Raw genomic sequence first — 21,134 nt, 5'->3', positions numbered from 1 at the left:
TTGAAAGTGAGATTCCTAAATTCAAAATTGTACCAATTAGATTGACTTTATTTAATCTGATAAAAATTGAACAATTAAAAATAGCTAATTTTCAAAACGACTTTAAACCCAAAATTCAATTATTTTAAAATCTTAAGTTTCATAAACTATGTTCTTTAAACCTAAAACATTCTGGATGTCCCCAAAAGCCCTTTTTGCCGTGATTCTATTTTTGGCTGGTACCATGCCTTTATTCTCTCAAACCGGTGTTGGCACCAAACCCATCAAAGGTGCAAAATTGGTTTTGGATGGCACAGAAAAAATGCTGCATAAAAACTGGGAATATTGGGAAGGACCACGATTTTCGAGCACCATGCCTATCAAATGGCCAGCAGCTACTGATCCAATAGATGGAGGTCCTGTAATCAGCAGTAATGATCCAGCGGGTGCTGGCGGAAAATATGGCGCAGCAGATATTGTGACCAAAGAAAAATATCGTGATTTCAGAGCTCATGTTGAGTTTTTTGTGAAAGATCCAGGAGGAAACAGCGGAGTTTATCTTCAAAATAGATATGAAATTCAAATCCTAGATGGAGATAACACCAACCATGGGATGGCAGCTATAATCAATGAGCAAATCCCAACTTCTGATGCCTACAATGGAACTGGAAAATGGAATGCTTACGACATTGTTTTTAAAGCTGCTAGGTTTGAAAATGGAGTTTTGACCGAAAAAGCAAGAACTACCATTTATTTCAATGGGGTAAAAATCCACGAAGATCAACCGATTCAACAAGTTTGGGGAGGACCAAATTCAGGAATTGATGGAGGAAATGACGGTGGCAAAGGAATTACCGATACGCCTGGAGGATTGAAATTGCAAGCTGAAGGACATGATGTCTTTTATAGAAACATCTGGATCAAAAAATTGGATTTAGATGGAAAAAGCACAGATTTTTAAATCTACTTTGTTAAGTCAAGTACTAATTGTAATTGATCTATAATTTTAACTTGGAAATTGTATCTGAGAAAACTCGGCCGGATGGGTGAGCCTTTCGGTATTTTCGGTTTTGGGATGCTTTGCATTCCGTTAAAAAAATGACTTAGCTCCTGAGGTACGAGGGAGATCCAGTCATTTTTAGGGAGGCAAATGCAGGACAAAATTCCGCTGACTATAAATTTATTTAATTTTTAATCTCTTTAAGCGGAAAGAAAATACCGAGGCTCAAGGCTTTTTGTTTACTTTTTGGCCGCCAAAAAGTGACAAAGATAATACCATTAGAAAATGTACTACTAAAATTGGTGCTCCGAAGTAGAATAGAAAATTTATAAAAATAATTTATTCTTCTTTCTGACTTAAATTGGTAAAAGACTTAGTTAATATTTGATTAAATACTAAGGTTAATCAGTTAGCTGAAACGCAAAAAAGCCTCTATCAATCGATAGAGGCTTTTTTGCATTTTAATAAATCAAACCCATAATTACTATCTGCTTTCGGCAGAGCTATCTTTCAATTCTTTTTCCTCTAAAAATGGAATTGAAACTTCCAGATTTCTTATCCAGACAATCGTTCTCGGCACAATGGTGATGGCAATCATCCCAGATCCAACGATCAATAAATGACTTGGAACAGTGAAGTAAGAGCCGGAACTAAAAACTCCCAAAATCAATAAGGTACTTAAAGGTAGAGATACTGCCAGAATATTGATTCCAAGACCAAGATCAAATGTTCCTTTTTCTGAATCAATCTCTTTATTCCGTTCTAATTGGCGGATCGCCGACATGTGGGCAAAAGGCCAAAACGAGCAAGCTGAAAGAGGAAAGACAACGGCGAGCAAAACGGCGGCTTCACTAGGTAAATCTACTAGGGCTATGAATCCAGCGCTTAATACGAGGCTAAATCCTGCTCTTAATATCAAAACTGACGCGATTGATTGGATTTGCTCCCATTTGAGAACAACAGAAACTCCGATAAACAATAAGACCAATGGAGTCATAATGTCTTTTAGCATCAGCACAGACTCTCCCAAAAACCCTGGAAGACTCTCTATAGTTAGTCCAAAGGACAGTAAAACTAAAGCAACAATGATCACCATGTTTATAGGCTCCTGAAACATTGAAATAATCAATTCTTTCACTTTTTGCCCATTTGATCTAGCACCTAACCCGAGATGTTTATAATACCAACTCATGGCAAGCAAATAAGAAAAGATCAAGACATAAACTTTGTTCCCTATATCTCCCAATGCTCCCCAGGCAAGTGCATCTTCTCCTAGATATTCCATCAAAAATGGAAAGCAAGAAAGACCAGGAGCAAGAGATGGAATCATCAATAACCAAGTCCTGGATTCTGCACTATTCTTTTTAATGCCCAATAAAGGCAAGGTGAGCTTACTAGCTAAAAGCATGACTCCATTCCATGCCAAAATCAAAAGAGGAAGAAACATTAAATCCGTATCCACTTCGATTTTTAGCAAAGCCACAAAGATCATTGCAGGCAATGCCAGATCCAGAATAATGGTTTTCAGGCCTTTTTTATGATCGTCTTTTATCAGCCTGTTTTTCAACAGGAATCCAATAAGGATAAGCAATAACAACGAACATGTTTTCTGTAAGGCAAAGGACATAATCTCGCTTTCTTAGGCAGTTACTTTCTTGAAAGTTTCAACAAAAATTTCCATTTCGGTTTTTGTTCCCATACTTACTCTGCACCAATCTTTATTGTCGATATTAAATACCCGGATTCCAACGCCTGAATCATACATTGATTTAAGGAATTGCTTTCCTTCCATTTCAATTGGGAAAATCATAAAGCTGGTATAGGATGGAATGATGTCATAACCTAAAGAAGCAATGGCATTTCTTGTGAATTCACGGCATTCGGAATTGTATCCTCTGCATTCTCCCATAAACTGGGTTTCTTTCATACTTGCGATTGCACCCTTCAAAGAGGTAGAGCAAAGTCCCATTGTACTTCTTACCATGCTGGTAATGCTTTCAATTCTTTCTGGAGTTGCCACGATGTAACCGATTCTCAAACCGGCCATTCCATGAATTTTACTGAAAGTTCTGGCTACAATCACATCTTTTCCTTCTGCTACTAAGCCAACCATACTTTGAGAAGCTGCATCGTCCAAAAATTCCAGATAAGCTTCATCCACGAAAATCGGAGTCTTTTCTGAAGCTGAAATACAGAATTTCTTTAATTCCTCAGCATTGGTGATCGATCCAGTTGGATTATTTGGATTGCAGACATAAATCAATTTGGTATCTGCATCTATCGCCTTTTCCATGGCAGGAAGATCATGAGCATAATCCGCAGTCAAAGGAACTGGCTTCCATGTACCGCCCATTGCTTGAGCAGTATTGATCAAAGACATGTAAGATGGATCTGCCGCGATAATATTCCCTCCTTTTTGGAATCGCGTGATAGCCACTTTTTCCAAAAGATCAGTAGATCCTGGACCCAACATGATATGATCTGGGCTCACTCCTTCTTTCTCAGCGATCATACCAATCAACGTATTGGCATCACCATGTGCATATCTGTTACCAGTGCTTGCAGCCTCAGCGATAGCTTTGATCACTTGAGGAGCTGGGCCATATGGATTCTCGTTTGCATTCAATCTCGCTACCATTTTAGGTTCTGCGATCGGAAAATCCGGTAAATATTCTCCCAAAATGCTTTCAGGAGCATAAGAAAACGCTGCACTTGCTACTCTTTTTGGCAAGGCAATAGATGGAGCTGCAATCAACGTTCCGGCTGACAACAAACTAGTCTTCATCCAATCTCTTCTGTTCATTGATTTAAACATGGTTTCTTCGTTAGGGTATATCTTCTGTTAAGGGTATTCTATTTATTCTTCTTGCTCAAAACAGCATAGAAAGATTGATTCTGGTGAAAATCACCATTGCTTAGGTTATTGAGGCCCAGATTCAAAATTTTCTGGATGGGAGGGTCTATTATTAAAGAAAATCAAAGAAAAATTCAGAGGTTTTTAAAACACAGGGTATTTTGAAAACCCATATCCTTTAATTTTCTGTCAATTTATAGAAATTAGGTTTAAAAAGAAATCACATTTGATCATTATTATTTTAAAAATTAAATAAGTGGTTGATATAAAAGGCAGAAAGCTACAAATCATTGAAATCATGAGGAATATTGATTTAAAAAGTAACGGAATTACTTAAAACCTGCTCCTCTATTAGATCACAAAAAATCATTTCTAAAATAAATGGAGGCTATCGCAAAACGTTTTTTGTTAAATTGAACGCTTGCCTACCCCCTTGGTAGTAAGTCGAAATGTAATTTCATTAGCTATATGAAGCCTTCTATCTATCTGACTTCACTCGGGCCTCTGCCTCGGCTAACAATTGACAGACTTTAGAGAATGCTCCGATCTTTTTGGGATTTCACTAAAAAAATATTTTAAATATCCGTTTTCTTACCAGTAGCCTAAGAAAAATGCGTTTGAAGTAAATTTCAACATGCTTTGGACAGTGGACTATCGTCAGTGGACTATTATTGATTTATTGAAGCACTTCTTTTAGAGTACCGGTGTTTAAACCAACCATTTTCCATTCACTGACTTCCATATCAATACAAGCCATCATTCCTGGTCTCATATTGATATAATTCTCTCCAGAAATATGAGAAACTAACAAACTCAGAATTGGATTATGACCTACAATCAGACAGGAATCAGCATGAGAAGGACAATTTTCAAGTATTTTTAAAAGAGTCTGAAGATTTCCTTCATAGATTTCTTTTAAAAAAAACTCTGTTTCAATTTGAATATAAGATTGAAGGATTGTTGCCGTTTCCATGGTCCTTTCTGCGGAGGAACAGTACATCACATCAATTACCAAATCACGGTTTTTTAGCTCCTCGCCCAGTCTTTTGAGGTTTTCCTTCCCTTTTGCGGTTAATTGTCTTTGAAAATCTGTTCCTTCAGAAAATCCTGCTTCGCCATGTCTGAGTAAAAATAAACGCTTCATATAGATCGAATTAGACGTGATAAACTAGCTTGATATTCCTCAAAAACCCCTCCAATTGTCCACTCATATTTTTTATTTATTTGGAACAAAAAACTATGCCCTCTATTTTTAGCAATCCAAATCGGGCATAAGCGCCCAAAATAAAATCAATTTTTATGTCGAAAAACCTTGTCATTGTCGAGTCCCCAGCCAAAGCCAAAACCATTGAAGGATATCTTGGTAAGGATTATAAGGTTGTTTCCAGCTATGGGCATGTGAGAGATCTCCCTAAAGGAGATAAAGCAATCGATATTAAAAACCGCTTTGCACCAACCTATGAGGTTACAGCAGATAAAAAAGAGGTGATCAAAAACCTCAAATCACTTGTGAAGGACTCAGAAATGGTATTCCTGGCAAGTGATGATGACCGCGAGGGAGAAGCCATTTCTTGGCATTTAAAAGAAGTTCTTAAACTCAAAGATGAGCAGACCAAAAGAATTGTCTTTCGTGAAATCACCAAAAATGCGATTACTAAAGCAATCGAAAATCCTCGTGGAATTGACATTGATTTAGTCAATGCCCAGCAAGCCAGAAGAATCCTGGATAGACTGGTGGGCTTTGAGCTTTCACCTATCCTTTGGAAAAAAATCAAAACAGGACTTTCTGCCGGTAGAGTTCAGTCGGTAGCTGTTCGTTTGATTGTGGATAGAGAAAGAGAAATCGAGCATTTCAATTCCAAATCCAGCTTTAGGATTTCTGCAATCTTTGAAGTCTCAGGTAAAACTTTCAAAGCCGAACTTCCAAAGCGATTCGAAACCAAAACTGAAGCTGAGGAATTCCTGAAATCCTGTTTGAACGCAGAGTTTTCAGTAGGAAACCTGGAAAAAAAGCCTGGGAAAAAATCTCCAGCAGCACCTTTTACTACTTCCACCCTTCAGCAGGAAGCCAGTAGAAAATTATACTTCTCTGTGGCACAGACCATGTCCGTTGCCCAAAAGTTGTATGAAGCTGGTAAGATTACTTATATGCGTACTGATAGTGTCAACCTATCAGAAGATGCTATGAATTCGGCCAAAAATGCAATTCATGATGCATATGGAGATAATTACCACAAGTCCAGAAAATACGCAACCAAATCAGAAGGTGCTCAGGAGGCTCACGAAGCTATCCGACCAACAGATTTCTCTGTAAATCAGATTAGCGGAGATAGAAATGAGCAAAGGCTTTATGATTTGATCTGGAAGAGAGCAATTGCTTCTCAAATGGCAGATGCTCAACTGGAAAAGACTACCATCACAATTGACATCTCTAATTCGGATCTCAACCTAGTTGCAACTGGCGAAATCATCAAATTCGATGGATTTCTGAAAGTTTATCTGGAAGACACCGATGATGAACCGGAAGATGATGACAATGCAAACAAGTCCTTACTACCTCCATTGGAAGTTGGACAGGATTTGGCATTGCAGCAAATGACTGGAAAGGAAACATTCACCAGACCTGCACCAAGATATACTGAAGCCTCTTTGGTGAAAAAATTGGAAGAATTGGGAATAGGAAGACCTTCTACTTATGCTCCGACCATTTCCACCATCCAGAAAAGAGAATATGTAATTAAGGAATCAAGAGATGGGACGCCTAGAAATTACATTGAAATGTCGATTTCAAAAGGGGCTTTCAAAGACGAAACGAAAACCGAAATTACCGGTGCGGAAAAGCAAAAGCTATTCCCTACCAATATCGCAATGGTTGTAAACGATTTCTTGGTGGAGCACTTCCCTAATGTGATTGATTTCAGCTTTACAGCAAGGGTAGAAAAAGAATTTGATGATATCGCCTCGGGTGGTCAAGTTTGGCAGGATATGATTGATTCGTTCTATGGCAACTTCCATAAGAATGTTGAAACCACCGAGCAAGTTTCTCGTCAGGATATCAATACAAGCAGATTAATAGGCACTCATCCTACTAATGGAAAACCGGTAACTGCAAGACTTGGTAGATTTGGGCCTTTGGTACAAATAGGAGATTCTGAAGATGAAGAAAAGCAATTTGCTAGCCTGAAAAAAGGGCAATTCATCGAAAACATCACGCTAGAAGATGCACTTGAACTATTCAAATTGCCGCGTGATGTGGGAATGTTTGAGGATAAAAAAATGGTAGCTGCAATCGGAAGATTTGGACCATATATTCGTCATGACGGTGCGTTTTTCTCTTTAGGAAAAGAGCAGGATCCTTTGAGCATCAATGAAGAGGAAGCAATTCAACTGATCAAAGACAAAAGAGAAGCTGACGCCAAAAAACATATCAAGTCTTTTGATGAGAATCCTGAAATCCAGGTATTGAATGGAAGATGGGGACCTTACATCAAAATGGGTAAGAACAATTACAAAATCCCTAAAGACAAGGTGGCGGAAGATTTGACTTATGAAGAAACCATTCATATCATCGAAAATCAGCCTGAACCTAAAAAGAAAGGACGTTTTGCTAAGAAGAAAAGTTAAGACTTCAACCGTCTAAAAACTTATTTATGATTCTATTATTAAGGCCAAAATCAATTTTATTTCCTTTGATTTTGGCTTTTTTTATTTTCTCTCCACCAAAGCAATCTTTCGCCCAAAACACTTTAAAGGGAAGAGTTTTGGAATATGGAACTGAAGTACCTGTCCCATATGCAAGTATTTTTCTAACCAATACCACTTTGGGGATAACAGCAGATGAAAATGGGAGTTTTAGCCTATCTGTCCCAGACGGAAGTTATAATGTCCTCGTCCGAATGCTTGGATACGAATCAGTCACATTTGCAATTAATACCAATCAACTTCCTGCCAAAGGTTTTCAGATTCAACTTGTAGCTTCCGATCAGGAATTAGAGGAAATCGATGTGGAAGAAGAACGAGATCCGGTTTGGTATAGAAATCTTGAAACTTTTAAAACCTACTTTTTTGGAACCACAAAAAATGGCCGTTCAGTCATTTTAAAAAATGAAAAAGACCTAATCCTGGATCGGGAATCCAATTCGGATATCCTTCAGGTAAGTGCCAAAGAAGCGTTACAACTTGAGAACCCAAATCTTGGATATTCTGTGGAATTCTTATTGGTTCAGTTCCAATATAATTTCAAGGAAGGCACCATTTTATATAAGGGATATCCCCTATTCATCCCTTATGAAGATGTAGGAACTGCCAAAGCAAAAAAGATAGAAAAGAACAGAGAATCAGCCTACAATGGCAGTTTGCAGCACTTTATCCATAGTGTTTATGTAGGAAACAGCAAAGACGAAGGCTATATTATCAGAAGGATGAAGAGGATTCCAAATCCGGAAAAACCCACCAAACCACAAATGGAGGAGGCAAAACAGATTTTTAAATCCAGTAAATCCTTTGAATTAAGAGATAGCATACAGATTAACGTTTTATCCAAGTCCACTCTCCCTGATTCAGTAGTGATTTTAGATCAAAATGAAATTGATCCTGAAGTATTATTGGAGAGGAATACTGAAAATGGACGGGTTTTTCTAAAATCCGATGACCAACTTCATATTTCTTATACCAAGGAACCTATGGAGAGAGAATATCCTGGCTCTCCTGCAGGTTCATATAAAAACTCTAACCAGATCTCTAAAATCAAGGTGGTGAAAGAAGGGGTAGAAATATTCTTTTCAGGCAGTTTTGAAGATCCTTTGGGTATTTTGGTGGAAGATTATATGGCTTGGGAAAGAGTTGGTGATCTAATGCCCTATGATTATCTGCCAGTTATTGGAAAATAGTCTTTCAACTTTTTGAATTCCAAAAAAGGTTTGGAATTTTACTTTCATATGAAATTTGCATCATGCCTAAAAAGAAATTAGTCGTCTTATCCGGAGCTGGAATTTCGCAGGAAAGCGGAATCAAAACTTTCAGGGACAGCAATGGGCTTTGGGAAAATCATGACATCATGGAAGTGGCCTCTCCTGAAGGCTGGAGGAGGAATAGGTCTTTGGTACAGGACTTTTATAATCAAAGACGCAAACAAGCTCAGGAATGCGAACCCAATGAGGCCCATAAAATCCTGGCAAGATTAGAAAATCAACTGGAGGTCATCATCATCACGCAGAATGTAGATGATCTTCATGAGCGTGCGGGTTCAAGTCAAGTGATTCATCTACATGGAGAATTAAGCAAATCCCAAAGCAGCAAAAATCCCAACTTGGTCTACCCGATTGATGGTTGGGAGATCAAAGAAGGCGATCTCTGTGAATTGGGCAGTCAATTAAGACCGCATATTGTTTGGTTTGGAGAGCAAGTTCCTAAAATGGAAGAGGCAATTGCTGAAGCTGCAAAAGCAGATTTCTTTTTGGTAATTGGAACTTCCATGCAAGTTTATCCAGCAGCCAGTATTGTGGATTTTGTACCGAAAAAGGCTAAAAAATTTTTAATTGACGTAAGTATTCCAAAGTTCAATTTATCAAAAGACATGATTTGCATAGAAAAAAAGGCAAGTGATGGATTGAAGCTTTTAGAAAATGTTATTTTAGAAGAATATTAGCGGTTGCGTTTATAAACCACCCCACTTAGAACAAGAATTTTTACCATGGCATCGAAAAAGTCAAATTGGCCAATTTTTAAATATGAAGATTGTAAGGATACAATCTCACTCCTACATCTTTGGACTCAGATCGTAGGGAAAGTCAGGCTTAAAAAGTCTCCTTGGCAAAATCATTCCTGGCATGTTTCACTATATGTAGATCATCAAGGACTGACCACAGGAAATATTCCCTACGAAAATGGAGTATTTGAAATCATGTTTGATTTTATTCACCATGAACTTAAAATAAAAACTAGCTCTGGAACCCGGGATCGATTTCCTCTGGGTGGTCAAACAGTTGCCAGCTTTTATGAAATGCTGATGGAGAAGCTGAAATTCTTGGGAATAGATGTGAAAATCCATGGCAAACCAAATGAAATTGCAGGAGCCATTCCTTTTGCTAAAAACAGCAAGCGAATTCCATATCAGGCAAACCAGGCCCAAAACTTCTGGAAGACTTTGGTACAGATCCAGAATGTGTTTCTGAAGTTCAAAGGGAAATTCACAGGAAAACAAAGCCCAATTCACTTTTTTTGGGGATCCTTTGATTTAGCTTATACCAGATTCTCAGGCAGAAAAGCGCCGGAATTTCAAGGAGAACTTCCAAACATGCCCCTTGCTGTCATGCAAGAAGCATATTCTCATGAAGTATGCAGTTTTGGATTTTGGCCAGGAAGCGAAGCATTCCCTACTCCAGTATTTTATTCCTATTGCTATCCTAATCATCCGGATTTTCAAAACCAAAAGATTTCTCCCGATTCGGCCTATTGGAATAAAGACATGGGCGAGTTTATGCTGAATTATGAGGATGTTCAAAAATCCTCCAATCCTTCAGAAACTTTAATGGCTTTCCTTCAGAGTAGTTATGATGCCGGCAGCCACGTTTCCAATTGGGACAGAGAAAGTCTGGATTGTGATTTCACTCATTTTGAAAAATAATTCAAAATAGGATCAGATTATATGAATTGAAATGGGGCATTAATTTGGAAGAATAAAAATAAACTATGATCAAGCTGGAACTGAAATGAATAAAAAGTTCAAAATTCTAATAGCAGTTCTAGCCACTTGGTTTATCCTTTTTTTAATCCTCGATTGGTGGAGAAGCTTCCCAAAGCTTAAAATCTCCTCCCTAAAAAAAACAGAAACTGTCCAGGATAAAATCGATTCCATTCTCCTAAAATCAATCATAGAGTACACCCTGCCTGGATTGGCTTTGGGAGTCGTAAAAGATGGTAAAATCGTCTATCAAAAAAGTTTCGGTTTCCAGAGTCTAAATCCGGCAGATTCATTTTCCATTGATAGTAAATTCCCCAGCGCCTCTATTTCCAAACTTTTCACAAGTCTTGCGGCAGCCCACTACTGGTCTTCAAAGGGTATTGTTCCTCAGGATTTACTGAACATGGTAAAAATTACCGCCGATCCCGAATCTGAATTGGAACAATTGAAGATCTCTGACTTTCTCTTACACCAGACTGGATTGAAAGATCCAGGAATTATCAAGCGTATTTTTTCCTTCAAAAAAGAAGAGAAACTAAAGGAATTTGGTGAAGACTTATGGCGATCCAACTACCAAAAACCCGACTCTTTGTCAAAAGAATATTCTGACCTGAATTTTGATGTATTAGGTTACTTAATTCAGGAAAATTCAGGACTTCCTTTTGAGGAATATTTAAAAGAGAATGTACTTCTGCCTGCTGGAATGCAGCAGTCTTTTTTTGCCACCCAATGGCCTGATGATTCCAATTCAATGACAGGATATCAGGAAACATTCGTTTGGAAAAGAATAGAACCCAGACGCTTATCTTTTAGAATTGTCCCTTCCCCATCCTCCGGCCTTATCAGCTCAGTCAGAGATTTCAATTTATTTTTAATACATCTTTCCAGAGGTAAAATGGGAATTTTCCAAACCGAGTTGGAATGGCTAAGTAGGATGGATACTTCAGTTCCTTTAGGCTTTCAGGAAATCTCAATGAATGAACAAACCTGGATTGGGCATTTTGGAGGTCAAGCAGGCTACAGTTCACTATTAATTTTTTCTCCCGAAACCAAAACCGGCCTTATTCTTCTCGTCAATGCCAGAGATAAGAAGGATTTTAGAAAGAACATCAGTTCTCAGGTTTTACAAGTTTTATCCCCAAAAAATTAAAAACATGAAAAAGTCATTTCCACACCCACTGATAATTTTGTTGATTTTCATCATTATCTCTGGGGTTTCCACCTATTTTATTCAGTCTGGTGAATACAATCGAGAACTGAATGAGGAAACTGGTCGTGAAGTGGTAATAGCGGGAAGTTTCCATGAAGTTGAAGATAAAAATGCGAGTATCAACGAAGTTCTACTGTCCATTCCTGAAGGAATTGTCATGGGAGGAGAGATATTGGCATTAATTCTATTGATTGGGGGAGCTTTTTACGTTATTGAAAAAACAGGAGCTCTTCAGGTAGGAATTGAAGCTTTGATCTATACATTTCGAAAGCAACAAACCCTCTTACTTTTTATACTCGGATATACTTTTGCGCTTTGTGGCGCAACCATGGCAATGCAGGAAGAAATCATCGCCATGGTTCCGATTTTGGTATTACTATCCAAAAAACTACACTACGATATCCGCGCAATGATCGCGCTCAGCCTTGGGGCTTGCATTGTTGGGGCTTCAGTCTCACCTATTAATCCTTTTGGTGCGTTAATCGCTTTAAAAATCTCAGAATTGGACTTAAGCAATGGCTTTTGGTTTCGGATGGGAATAGCTCTTGTGATCATCAATGTCTGGATCTTTTACCATGTGCGACAAGGAAAATTAAAAACAGATCAAACACTTCATTTGGATTTTAAACCTGTGGAAATCACCATCCGAAATAAAGTAATCTTATTACTGATGTCCTTGGCCATCATTTCTATGGGCTGGGGAATATTGCAATATGATTGGTCTTATAATCAAATGTCGGCTCTGTTTTTCGTGGTAGGAATGACCTGCGGAATCATAGGAAAATTAGGAATTAACGGAACAGCAAAGGCATATACTGAAGGCTTTGGGGAAATGATTTTTGCTGGAGTAATTGTAGGGCTTGCCAGGAGTATTTTTATCATATTGGAAAATTCTTCAGTCATTGATCCTATCATCCAAAGTATGTTTGAGCCATTAAATACTCTACCTGGAGGTTTGGCAGCTGTAGGCATGCTCTTTACTCAGTCAATCATACATATTCCTGTTCCCAGTACTTCCGGACACGCAGTGCTTACCATGCCTCTTGCAGCCCCTTTAGCAGACCTTTTGGGTTTGTCCAGGTTTATTGCTGTGATGACTTATCAGTTTGGAGCAGGTTATATGGATATCCTGACTCCAACCAATGGTGGAATGATGGCAGTATTGGCGGCAGCCAGTGTCAACTATAAAAACTGGGTTTCTTATATCTGGAAAAGCATGCTTTTGATCATGCTTTTAGCATTGATTTCTGTTATTTTAGGCATTCTTTATTATTCTTAAACTCTCATTACCCAAAAACAAAACCTATGCATATCAACGATCACAATCCATTATTGCCCTATCATGCTGAATCCGAGAGGTATGATCGAATGAAATTTAGAAAATGCGGGAATAGCGGATTGAAATTACCAGAAATCAGTTTGGGTCTTTGGCATAACTTCGGACATAACTCCGATTTTACCTTGGGTCGCAAGATCCTAAGAAGAGCCTTTGATTTAGGAATTACCCATTTCGATTTGGCTAATAATTATGGACCTCCATATGGTGCCGCTGAAGAGAATTTTGGAAGAATCTTTGAAAAGGATTTCAAATCCTATCGTGATGAATTATTGATCTCTTCAAAAGCTGGTTGGGACATGTGGCCGGGACCTTATGGAAATTATGGTTCAAAAAAATATCTGGTAGCAAGCCTTGACCAAAGTCTAAAAAGAATGGGCTTGGAATATGTGGACATCTTTTATCATCATAGACCAGATCCTGAAACTCCTTTGGAAGAAACAATGGGAGCTCTGGATCAAATTGTGAGACAAGGAAAAGCTCTATATGTAGGAATTTCTCAATACAGCGCGGAAGACACCATCAAAGCTTATGACATTCTGAAAAGCATGGGAACTCCCCTATTGATTCATCAACCGCGATATAGCATGCTGGATCGATGGGTAGAAAATGGTCTTTTGGATGCTATCGGCGAAAAAGGTGTGGGAAGCATTGCATTTTCTCCGTTGGAGCAAGGAATGCTGACGGACAAATACCTAAAAGGAATTCCAGAAGACTCCCGAGCAGCAAAAGATGGTCGCTATTTAAAAGCAGAGCAGATTTCAGGAGAAAAAATCGAAATGATCAAAAAGCTGAATGATATCGCCAAAACCAGAAACCAAACTCTTGCTCAAATGGCAATTGCTTGGCTTTTGAAAGATCCAAGAATCACTTCAGTATTGGTGGGTGTTTCCAAACCAGAACAATTGGATGATAATGTTGCTGCAATCGCGAATACCGAATTTGGTAAAGCTGAAGTAGAACAAATAAAATCTATTATTGGAGCTTCATGAAAATGATTTCCAGCAGAAGTGCCCTGATTTTGATAGTAATAGCTCAATTTCTGGGCACTTCTCTTTGGTTTGCTGGAAATGCAGCTGCTCCTGAGATCAGCTCTATATTAGGCGGAAATAGCCTAATAGCCTCTATTACCTCTGCTGTTCAATTAGGATTTATCATCGGCACTTTCATTTATGCCTTATTTTCTATTCCGGATCGATTTGCACCCGGTGAAGTATTTTTCTTCAGTGCTCTTTTAGCAGCTGCTGCGAATATCCTGGTAGTAGTTTTACCCTTTGAACTTCCATTTATTTTAACCTGCCGATTTTTGGTGGGATTCTTCCTGGCAGGCATTTACCCCGTGGGAATGAAAATCGCTGCTGATTATTTCGAAAAAGGATTAGGAGCAGCATTAGGATATTTAGTTGGGGCTCTAGTTCTCGGCACTGCTTTCCCTCATTTACTCAAAGGTATGGGCTTAGACATTTCATGGAAACTTATCTTCTTGATCACTTCAGGTTTGGCAATTATTGGTGGATCAGTGGTAGGATTTTTCGTGCCTGATGGACCATTCAGAAAAGCAAACCCAAAATTTGACATCAGTCTTCTACCTCGGTTAAGTAAAATAAATGCTTTAAAAAGTGCTGCATCTGGATACTTTGGCCATATGTGGGAACTGTATACATTTTGGGCTTTTGTGCCCATGATTATTTTATTTCTTTCAGAAGGAAGTTTTACTCAATCTACAATTTCATTGATCTCCTTCTCAGTCATAGCGATAGGTGGAGTTTCATGTGCTGTTGGAGGATTTATCTCACAAAAAAAAGGAAGTAGTAAAGTGGCTTTGGTAGCATTAGTTGGATCAGGACTTTGTTGCATCTTATTACTTTTTGCTCAGGTTCTACCAGCTGCCTTATGGATCCTCTTTTTACTTTGTTGGGGAATTTTGGTCACTGCAGATTCACCCCAGTTTTCAACTTTGGTTTCACAATCAGTTCCTTCAGAATTTAAGGGAACGGCTATGACACTTGTAAATAGTATGGGTTTTGGAATCAGCATCATCAGCATTCAATTTGGCCAGTTTCTATTACAGTATTTGACCATTGACAAGGTAATGGCCTTATTGGTTATTGGACCGATGATAGGAATTTATCTTTTCAGATTTTTTGCAAAAAAAAAGAGGCCTCAAACTGAAGCCTCTTAGCGAAATGTCAAACCGGACTATCTCACTACATTTTCTAGAGTGGCTAAATACACCCATTTCTGATCTCTTGAATTTAAACCTTCATTGACAGCTTTTTGTTGCTCTGCAGTTTGATTTAAATCTTCATATGCCTGAGCATTAAAGAACTGCATATAATCTTTAAACATGTTCATTGTCAAATGAGTGGATTTTGCTTCAGAGCCTAAAGGCAAAGCAGTTCTCAGGAAGCTCCAATGTCCCATCATTCCCTGCTCAATTCGATTTTGGTGAATAGGTCTGAAAACTTCCATTTCGGCATTTTCATACTGATCAAATTTACCTTCATAGGCCTTCATCAAATCAAAAGATGCCAGAACGCCAGGCTTCATCTGAAAATTATCATCGGTAGAGACAATTTCCTTCATATACAATCTCATGGGTGTGTCTTTGATCGCCAGGGCATTCGCAAACATGTTTGCCACTTGGGCATCACTTAAATGAGGATAAGCAATTTTGGTGTAATCCATCAAAGTTGACTCATCCATCCCGTTCATCATTTTGACAGGATCATCATAATAAGTGATCATGATATATTGAAAAGCAGTTTGATCTGCTCCGGATTGCAAAGACCAAAAATCCCAGCCTTTGATTTTCTTATCGTTCAAAGCCTGACGATAAACCTTCTCCATTAAATCCTTAAATTCGATGTAATCAAAGATTTGATCATTTTCAACTTTGATAAAATCGAATACCATATATTCGGATTGCTGGGCCTTAATACTACTTGCCATCAGCAAGCCAAAAATCAGGAATATTAAAATCTTTTTCATGTTATTTTGGGTTAAGGGTAAAGTGTGCTTTCCTTTAATTTAAAAAATAATTTTGTTGATTTCCTTATATAAGAGAGAATATTTTATTTTCTTGGTTTTTTTCGATAAAAATCTAATTTTAATAAAGTGACAGAGAAAATGTAATATTTTTAAAGGAAAGTTGATTATTTAAGATTTTAACAAATAAACCAGAAATAAAATGACAGGATTATCAAGAAGATCTTGGCTAAAAAGAGCCACTCTTGGCAGTAGTATAGCACTGCTTGGAAGCACAGGATTCAGTAATTCCCTTTCTGCGGAGGAATTAAAAAAGTATAATCCCCGTCCTTTGGATGGCCCGATTCGCTTAGGTTCAAATGAAAATCCATATGGCCCTTCTGAGCTAGTCAGAAAAGCAATGAGGGATAACTTTGATCTGGGATGTCGCTATCCATGGAGCTACAATTCCGATTTGGTTAAGATGATTGCTGCCAAAGAAGGCGTTCCGGTGGATCATATTGTAATGGTGGCCGGATCCACAGAAGGTTTGAAAATTACCGGTCTGACTTTTGGTCAAGGTGGTGAGTTGATCTCATGCGCTCCTACTTTCTTGGCAATGATGGATTATGCAGAACTTTGGGGTACCTCCATTAACTGGGTTCCATTAACCAAAGACCATGATTTTGATCTGGAAGAAATTGAAAAAAGGGTTTCTCCAAAGACCAAGCTGGTATTTCTATGTAACCCAAACAACCCAACAGGAAAACTTCTTCCCGCTGCTCAAGTAAGAGACTTTTGTGATTCGCTCAGCAAAAAAGCAATCGTATTTTCCGATGAGGCATACTACGATTATATCACCGAACCCAATTATCCTTCTATGGTGGAATTAGTCAAAGAGGGTAAGAATGTTATCGTTTCCAAGACTTTTTCAAAAGTCTATGGTCTGGCAGGTATCCGTTTGGGATACTTAATTGCCAAGCCGGAACTCGCAGCTAAACTTACTGAAAGAGTGGTTGCCAACACCAATATCATGGCAATAGAAGCCGGGAAAGCTGCATTGCAGGATCAGGATTTTTACAACTTCTCAGTCAACAAAGCCAAAGAAGCTAAATCCATGATCATCTCCACTCTGGATGAATTGAAACTTCCTTACCTGGAGTCTCATACGAATTTTGTTTTCTTCCATACAGGAAAGGATATTGTGGAACTAAATAAGCAAATGGCCAACAAAGGTTTCATTATCGGAAGGCCATTTCCTCCATTAAATGATTGGTGTAGAATTTCTACAGGAACCATTGAGGAAGTGCAATTATACAATCAAGCTATCAAGGAAGTATTAGGATAAATGATTCAAAAAGTTCTCATTTTAGAAAATGAAAAAGTCTTGCTTCGTCCCATTTCGGAGCAAGACTTTTCCAGTCTAAAACCACTCTGTAATGATCCAGACATGTGGACTTGGTTTACTTTTGACCTAAGTACGGAGGAAGGGTTTTCAGACTGGGTCATTCCAGCTTTGGCACATCAGAGAATACAATTTACAGTAGTTGATAAAACTTCTGGCAAAGTAGCTGGATCCACGGCATTTGGAAGTTTTTCTCCAAGAGATCAGCGATTAGAAATTGGTTGGACTTGGCTTGGGAAGGAATTTCAAGGCACTGGTATCAATCAGGAAATGAAATATTTAATGCTTGAACATTGCTTCGAAAGTTTAAAGCTTATGCGTGTGGAGATTAAAACAGATGTGTTAAATCTCCCAGCGAGAAAAGCACTTTTGAAATTGGGAGCAGTTGAGGAAGGGGTTTTAAGAAGCCATACTCTGATGGTAAAAGGGAGAAGAAGAGACACTATTTATTACAGTGTTTTACCTGAGGAATGGGAGAAAATTAAAGAGAAAAAATCAGGAAACTGATTTTAAAACCTGGATTTGATCAGCTGATAAATGAGGTAAAAACTGCCTTAAAATGTAATAGGTTTCGGGAATGGAAGGAACTGACTTCATGTTTTCAAGCATAAAATCCAGATCCGAATCTTGTTCAAAATATCCAAATTTATTGAGTATTCCTCTTTCAAAAACACAAGCCGTTATTTCCTTTTCTTGCCTTCCTGGAAGTGTCAATAGGATTTCCTGTTGGCTTTCCTTAACTCTATTGACGAAGAGAGATGCATTATCATTGTATTCTTTTGGGCTCAAAGAAGAAGAACAAGTTCCTTGGCAACTTAACAACTCCCCTTCCACACAGGGAGCTTTTCTCAAGCCACACAATCTGGGGCAAAGATCAAAATTTTTGATACCCTCCTTCAAAAAAGCAGTCGCTTCTTCGGAAGAAAAGAAGGATTCCAAAGGCTTTAAATGCTTAGTGACTTTTGCAATTTGAAATCTAGAATATCCTGAATTATCCTCGTAATGAAACAATCCCCACATTGCTTTTGGTAACTTCAATGCAGAATTATAAATCGGCCATAATCTTTTGATTTCCAAAGCTTCCAAAAGCAAAGCCATCATTTCAGAACCAGTGATTTCCCATTTCAAATCCACCACTTCTGTTTTCAATTTTTGCTTCAGTCCAGGGAGTAAATTTCCCGAAAAATGATTTTTAAAGCGCTCTTTGATGTTAATTGCTTTGCCAACGTAAATGACTTTGCCTCGTTCGTTGAGCATGTAATAAACACCACATTTTTCGGGGATCTTTCGAAACTTAAGGAGTGAAAAATTGGGTGGTAAGAAGGCCTCACCACTATTCTTTTTCAAAGATGAATAGATTATCTCAGGCTTATCTTTGATCATTTGATCAAATAAAATCGCTGTGGCTCTAGCATCTCCCATCGCCCGGTGTCTGGCTAGGATTGGGATATTTCTAGTTTCGCAAATCCTGCCTAAACTGTAAGAACTTAATCCAGGAATGATTTTACGAGCCAATCTAACTGTACAAAGCTTGTCCGCTTTAAAGTTCCTTCCGGATCTTTTAAAACATTCTTTGACAAAGCCATAATCAAAATTAACTGAGTGAGCGACAAAGATCCTACCATCTAAAAGCTCCCAAAGTCGATCTGATAGTTCATCAAAAGTAGGCGCTCCTTCCACCATGGAGTTATCAATCCCCGTCAGTCCGGTAATGTAAGTGGGAATATGTTGCTCGGGATCAATTAAAGACTCAAACTCTTCAACCACCTTTTCCCCATCATGAATTAGAATCGCAATTTCAGTAATGCCACAATTATATGCTGCACCTCCTGTGGTTTCAATATCTACGATTGCGTATTCCATGAAGCAAATTAAGCATTTGATTCCCTCTTAAAAGGGAATTGTCAGGAATTGACTGGAATGGATAAGTAACTATTACTTATGAACATAAGCGGCGATCAACTTCTCTGCACATCTTTCACCATCCATAGCTGCGGAAACGATGCCTCCAGCATATCCTGCACCTTCCCCGCAAGGATATAGCCTTTTTAAGGCTACATGTTCAAAACTTTCCCTATCTCTGGGAATTCTTACAGGAGAAGAAGTTCTACTTTCTACACCGATTAATTGGGAATCATTAGTGAAATAGCCTTTCATTTTTCCTCCAAAGGCTTTGAATGCAATTGCAAGTCTTTGAGAAATAAAATCCGGCAACACTTCTCGCATTTCTACTGAGACTAAACCGGGTTGATAGGATGTATCTAAAAGCGAACTGCTTACTCTTTTATTGACAAAATCGACCATTCGTTGAGCTGGGGCAACCTGAGTTTCACCACCCATTTTCCAGGCTTTTTTTTCTATATCTGCCTGAAAATGCATTGCTGCTAATGGACCAAATTTTTGATAATTCGGCAAATCCTCCAATTCCACAGAGACAACGATTCCTGAATTGGCATATTTACTGTCCCTCCTGCTCGGACTCATCCCATTTACTACCAATTCGCCGGGAGAAGTAGCTGCAGGCACAATGTACCCTCCAGGACACATGCAAAAGCTAAAAACACCCCTTTGCTTTCCTTGATACTGGGTTTGCGTCACCAAAGAATAAGCAGATGCAGGAAGGTATTCTCCTCGATCTACTGCACAGTGATATTGAATTCGATCGATCAGATTTTGAGAATGCTCAATCCTTACTCCAAATGCAAATGGCTTTGCCTCGATTAACACCTTCTTTTCGTGCAACAAATGGAAAATATCTCTAGCGGAATGTCCAGTTGCCAAAATCACTCCCAATCCCTTGATCTTCTCTCCATCTTGGGTGACTACGCCTTTGATTTCATCCCCCTCAATTGTTAAATCATCCACCCTGCAATCAAAATGGATTTCACCACCTGCTTCAAGTATTGAGTTCCTCAAATCGGCCACTAATTTCGGAAGCTTATTTGTCCCAATATGAGGATGAGCATCTACCAAAATCTCTTCTGTTGCACCATGGGCAACAAGAATTTCCATGATTCTTCGAATATCTCCCCTTTTCTTTGACCGAGTGTAAAGCTTCCCATCAGAATAGGTTCCTGCTCCCCCCTCTCCAAAACAATAATTCGAATCAGGATTGACTATATGATCTTTGGTAATGGCCGCTAAATCTCTCCTCCTAGCCCTTACATCCTTCCCTCTTTCCAAAATAATGGGCTTTACGCCTAATTCTATTGCCCTTAAAGCAGCAAAAAGACCAGCAGGCCCAGCCCCAACAATAATGATGGGATCTGCATTTGTCACATTTTGATAGTGATCAATATGCTCGATCAGAGGAGTTGGCTTTTCTTTTACAAAAAGCTCTGCTTGAATATTAACTTTTACTTGTCGGCCTCTGGCATCAATAGACCGTTTTAGTTGCCTTGCAATTACATCTTTGGAATCCAATGGTAAACCTGCTTTTTTTAGCAAGGTCTCTTGAAAAATAACTGGATTATAAGCCTCTTCAGGGCTGAGTTGGAGTTGAAATTCTTTCTTCATAGTAAGGTGTTTATCCTTAAATATTCTACAAAGATAGGAAGGAATTTGGAAGATTGGGTTTGCCAGTTGGCTGTGAGCAAGAAAGTCTAAAGTCTGAAGTGAGAAAGCTGAAAGGATTTAAGATGTATGATATTAGATATATGATTTAGGATGTCTGTACTTTGTACTTCCCTAAATAGCGTTGA

At 38.5% G+C, this 21,134-nt stretch carries 17 protein-coding genes; 11 read left to right on the top strand and 6 right to left on the bottom strand.

The window, feature by feature from the left end; translation table 11 throughout:
* Positions 1–175: 175 nt before the first annotated feature.
* The gene (locus FHS59_RS17780; RefSeq protein WP_184496715.1) at positions 176–940 is read left to right on the top strand and encodes a 3-keto-disaccharide hydrolase; all 765 of its coding nucleotides are present in this window, start codon (positions 176–178) and stop codon (positions 938–940) included.
* Between the two features lie 523 nt (positions 941–1,463).
* On the opposite strand, the gene FHS59_RS17775 is transcribed toward FHS59_RS17780, so the two are convergent.
* The 3 genes from FHS59_RS17775 to FHS59_RS17765 form a co-directional block, all read right to left on the bottom strand.
* Positions 1,464–2,576 carry an AEC family transporter gene (locus FHS59_RS17775; protein WP_246388509.1) on the bottom strand — a complete coding sequence of 371 codons (1,113 nt, stop codon included), beginning with the start codon at positions 2,574–2,576 and terminating at the stop codon, positions 1,464–1,466.
* A 42-nt stretch (positions 2,577–2,618) separates the two neighbouring features.
* Positions 2,619–3,794, bottom strand: coding sequence for a pyridoxal phosphate-dependent aminotransferase (locus FHS59_RS17770; RefSeq protein WP_184496713.1), 1,176 nt, complete (start codon positions 3,792–3,794; stop codon positions 2,619–2,621).
* A 715-nt stretch (positions 3,795–4,509) separates the two neighbouring features.
* Positions 4,510–4,977, bottom strand: coding sequence for a SixA phosphatase family protein (locus FHS59_RS17765; RefSeq protein WP_184496712.1), 468 nt, complete (start codon positions 4,975–4,977; stop codon positions 4,510–4,512).
* A 155-nt stretch (positions 4,978–5,132) separates the two neighbouring features.
* On the opposite strand from FHS59_RS17765, the gene topA reads away from it, so the two are divergent.
* From topA to FHS59_RS17725, 8 genes are all read left to right on the top strand, one after another.
* Positions 5,133–7,457 carry a type I DNA topoisomerase gene (gene topA / locus FHS59_RS17760; protein WP_184496711.1) on the top strand — a complete coding sequence of 775 codons (2,325 nt, stop codon included), beginning with the start codon at positions 5,133–5,135 and terminating at the stop codon, positions 7,455–7,457.
* A 26-nt stretch (positions 7,458–7,483) separates the two neighbouring features.
* Positions 7,484–8,722: a carboxypeptidase-like regulatory domain-containing protein gene (locus tag FHS59_RS17755; protein ID WP_184496710.1), complete on the top strand. Its 1,239-nt coding sequence runs from the start codon at positions 7,484–7,486 to the stop codon at positions 8,720–8,722.
* A gap of 62 nt (positions 8,723–8,784) precedes the next feature.
* Positions 8,785–9,480, top strand: coding sequence for an SIR2 family NAD-dependent protein deacylase (locus FHS59_RS17750; protein ID WP_184496709.1), 696 nt, complete (start codon positions 8,785–8,787; stop codon positions 9,478–9,480).
* Between the two features lie 45 nt (positions 9,481–9,525).
* Positions 9,526–10,458, top strand: coding sequence for a DUF5996 family protein (locus FHS59_RS17745; protein WP_184496708.1), 933 nt, complete (start codon positions 9,526–9,528; stop codon positions 10,456–10,458).
* Between the two features lie 85 nt (positions 10,459–10,543).
* On the top strand, positions 10,544–11,665 hold the full coding sequence (locus FHS59_RS17740) for a serine hydrolase domain-containing protein (protein WP_184496707.1): 1,122 nt from the start codon (positions 10,544–10,546) through the stop codon (positions 11,663–11,665).
* 4 nt (positions 11,666–11,669) lie between these two features.
* Entirely contained in the window at positions 11,670–13,004 is a 1,335-nt protein-coding gene (locus tag FHS59_RS17735; protein WP_184496706.1) for a YfcC family protein, read from the top strand.
* Positions 13,005–13,030: 26 nt separating this feature from the next.
* Entirely contained in the window at positions 13,031–14,053 is a 1,023-nt protein-coding gene (gene mgrA / locus FHS59_RS17730; RefSeq protein WP_184496705.1) for an L-glyceraldehyde 3-phosphate reductase, read from the top strand.
* Complete coding sequence (locus FHS59_RS17725) at positions 14,050–15,243, top strand: MFS transporter (RefSeq protein WP_184496704.1); 1,194 nt, start codon at positions 14,050–14,052, stop codon at positions 15,241–15,243. Before mgrA ends, FHS59_RS17725 begins: the two co-directional genes overlap by 4 nt.
* Positions 15,244–15,260: 17 nt before the next feature.
* Here the strand turns inward: FHS59_RS17725 and FHS59_RS17720 are convergent, their stop codons facing one another.
* Positions 15,261–16,052 (bottom strand): hypothetical protein, encoded by a 792-nt coding sequence (locus tag FHS59_RS17720; RefSeq protein ID WP_184496703.1) that lies wholly within the window; start codon positions 16,050–16,052, stop codon positions 15,261–15,263.
* 199 nt (positions 16,053–16,251) lie between these two features.
* Between FHS59_RS17720 and FHS59_RS17715 the strand changes: the two genes are divergently transcribed.
* The gene (locus FHS59_RS17715) at positions 16,252–17,376 is read left to right on the top strand and encodes a pyridoxal phosphate-dependent aminotransferase (RefSeq protein ID WP_184496702.1); all 1,125 of its coding nucleotides are present in this window, start codon (positions 16,252–16,254) and stop codon (positions 17,374–17,376) included.
* Positions 17,377–17,940 carry a GNAT family N-acetyltransferase gene (locus tag FHS59_RS17710; protein ID WP_184496701.1) on the top strand — a complete coding sequence of 188 codons (564 nt, stop codon included), beginning with the start codon at positions 17,377–17,379 and terminating at the stop codon, positions 17,938–17,940. It abuts the gene before it with no gap.
* On the opposite strand, the gene FHS59_RS17705 is transcribed toward FHS59_RS17710, so the two are convergent.
* Together FHS59_RS17705 and FHS59_RS17700 are read right to left on the bottom strand one after the other, a co-directional pair.
* A complete protein-coding gene (locus tag FHS59_RS17705; RefSeq protein ID WP_184496700.1) occupies positions 17,929–19,296 on the bottom strand; it encodes an exonuclease domain-containing protein in 1,368 nt (455 codons plus the stop codon). The two genes, FHS59_RS17710 and FHS59_RS17705, sit on opposite strands and share 12 nt — an antisense overlap.
* Positions 19,297–19,368: 72 nt before the next feature.
* Positions 19,369–20,949 (bottom strand): NAD(P)/FAD-dependent oxidoreductase, encoded by a 1,581-nt coding sequence (locus FHS59_RS17700; protein WP_184496699.1) that lies wholly within the window; start codon positions 20,947–20,949, stop codon positions 19,369–19,371.
* Positions 20,950–21,134: the final 185 nt, after the last annotated feature.

This window comes from Algoriphagus iocasae, assembly GCF_014206875.1.
In the GTDB taxonomy this organism is placed as follows: domain Bacteria; phylum Bacteroidota; class Bacteroidia; order Cytophagales; family Cyclobacteriaceae; genus Algoriphagus; species Algoriphagus iocasae.
This window is presented reverse-complemented; position numbering and strand designations above follow the sequence as displayed.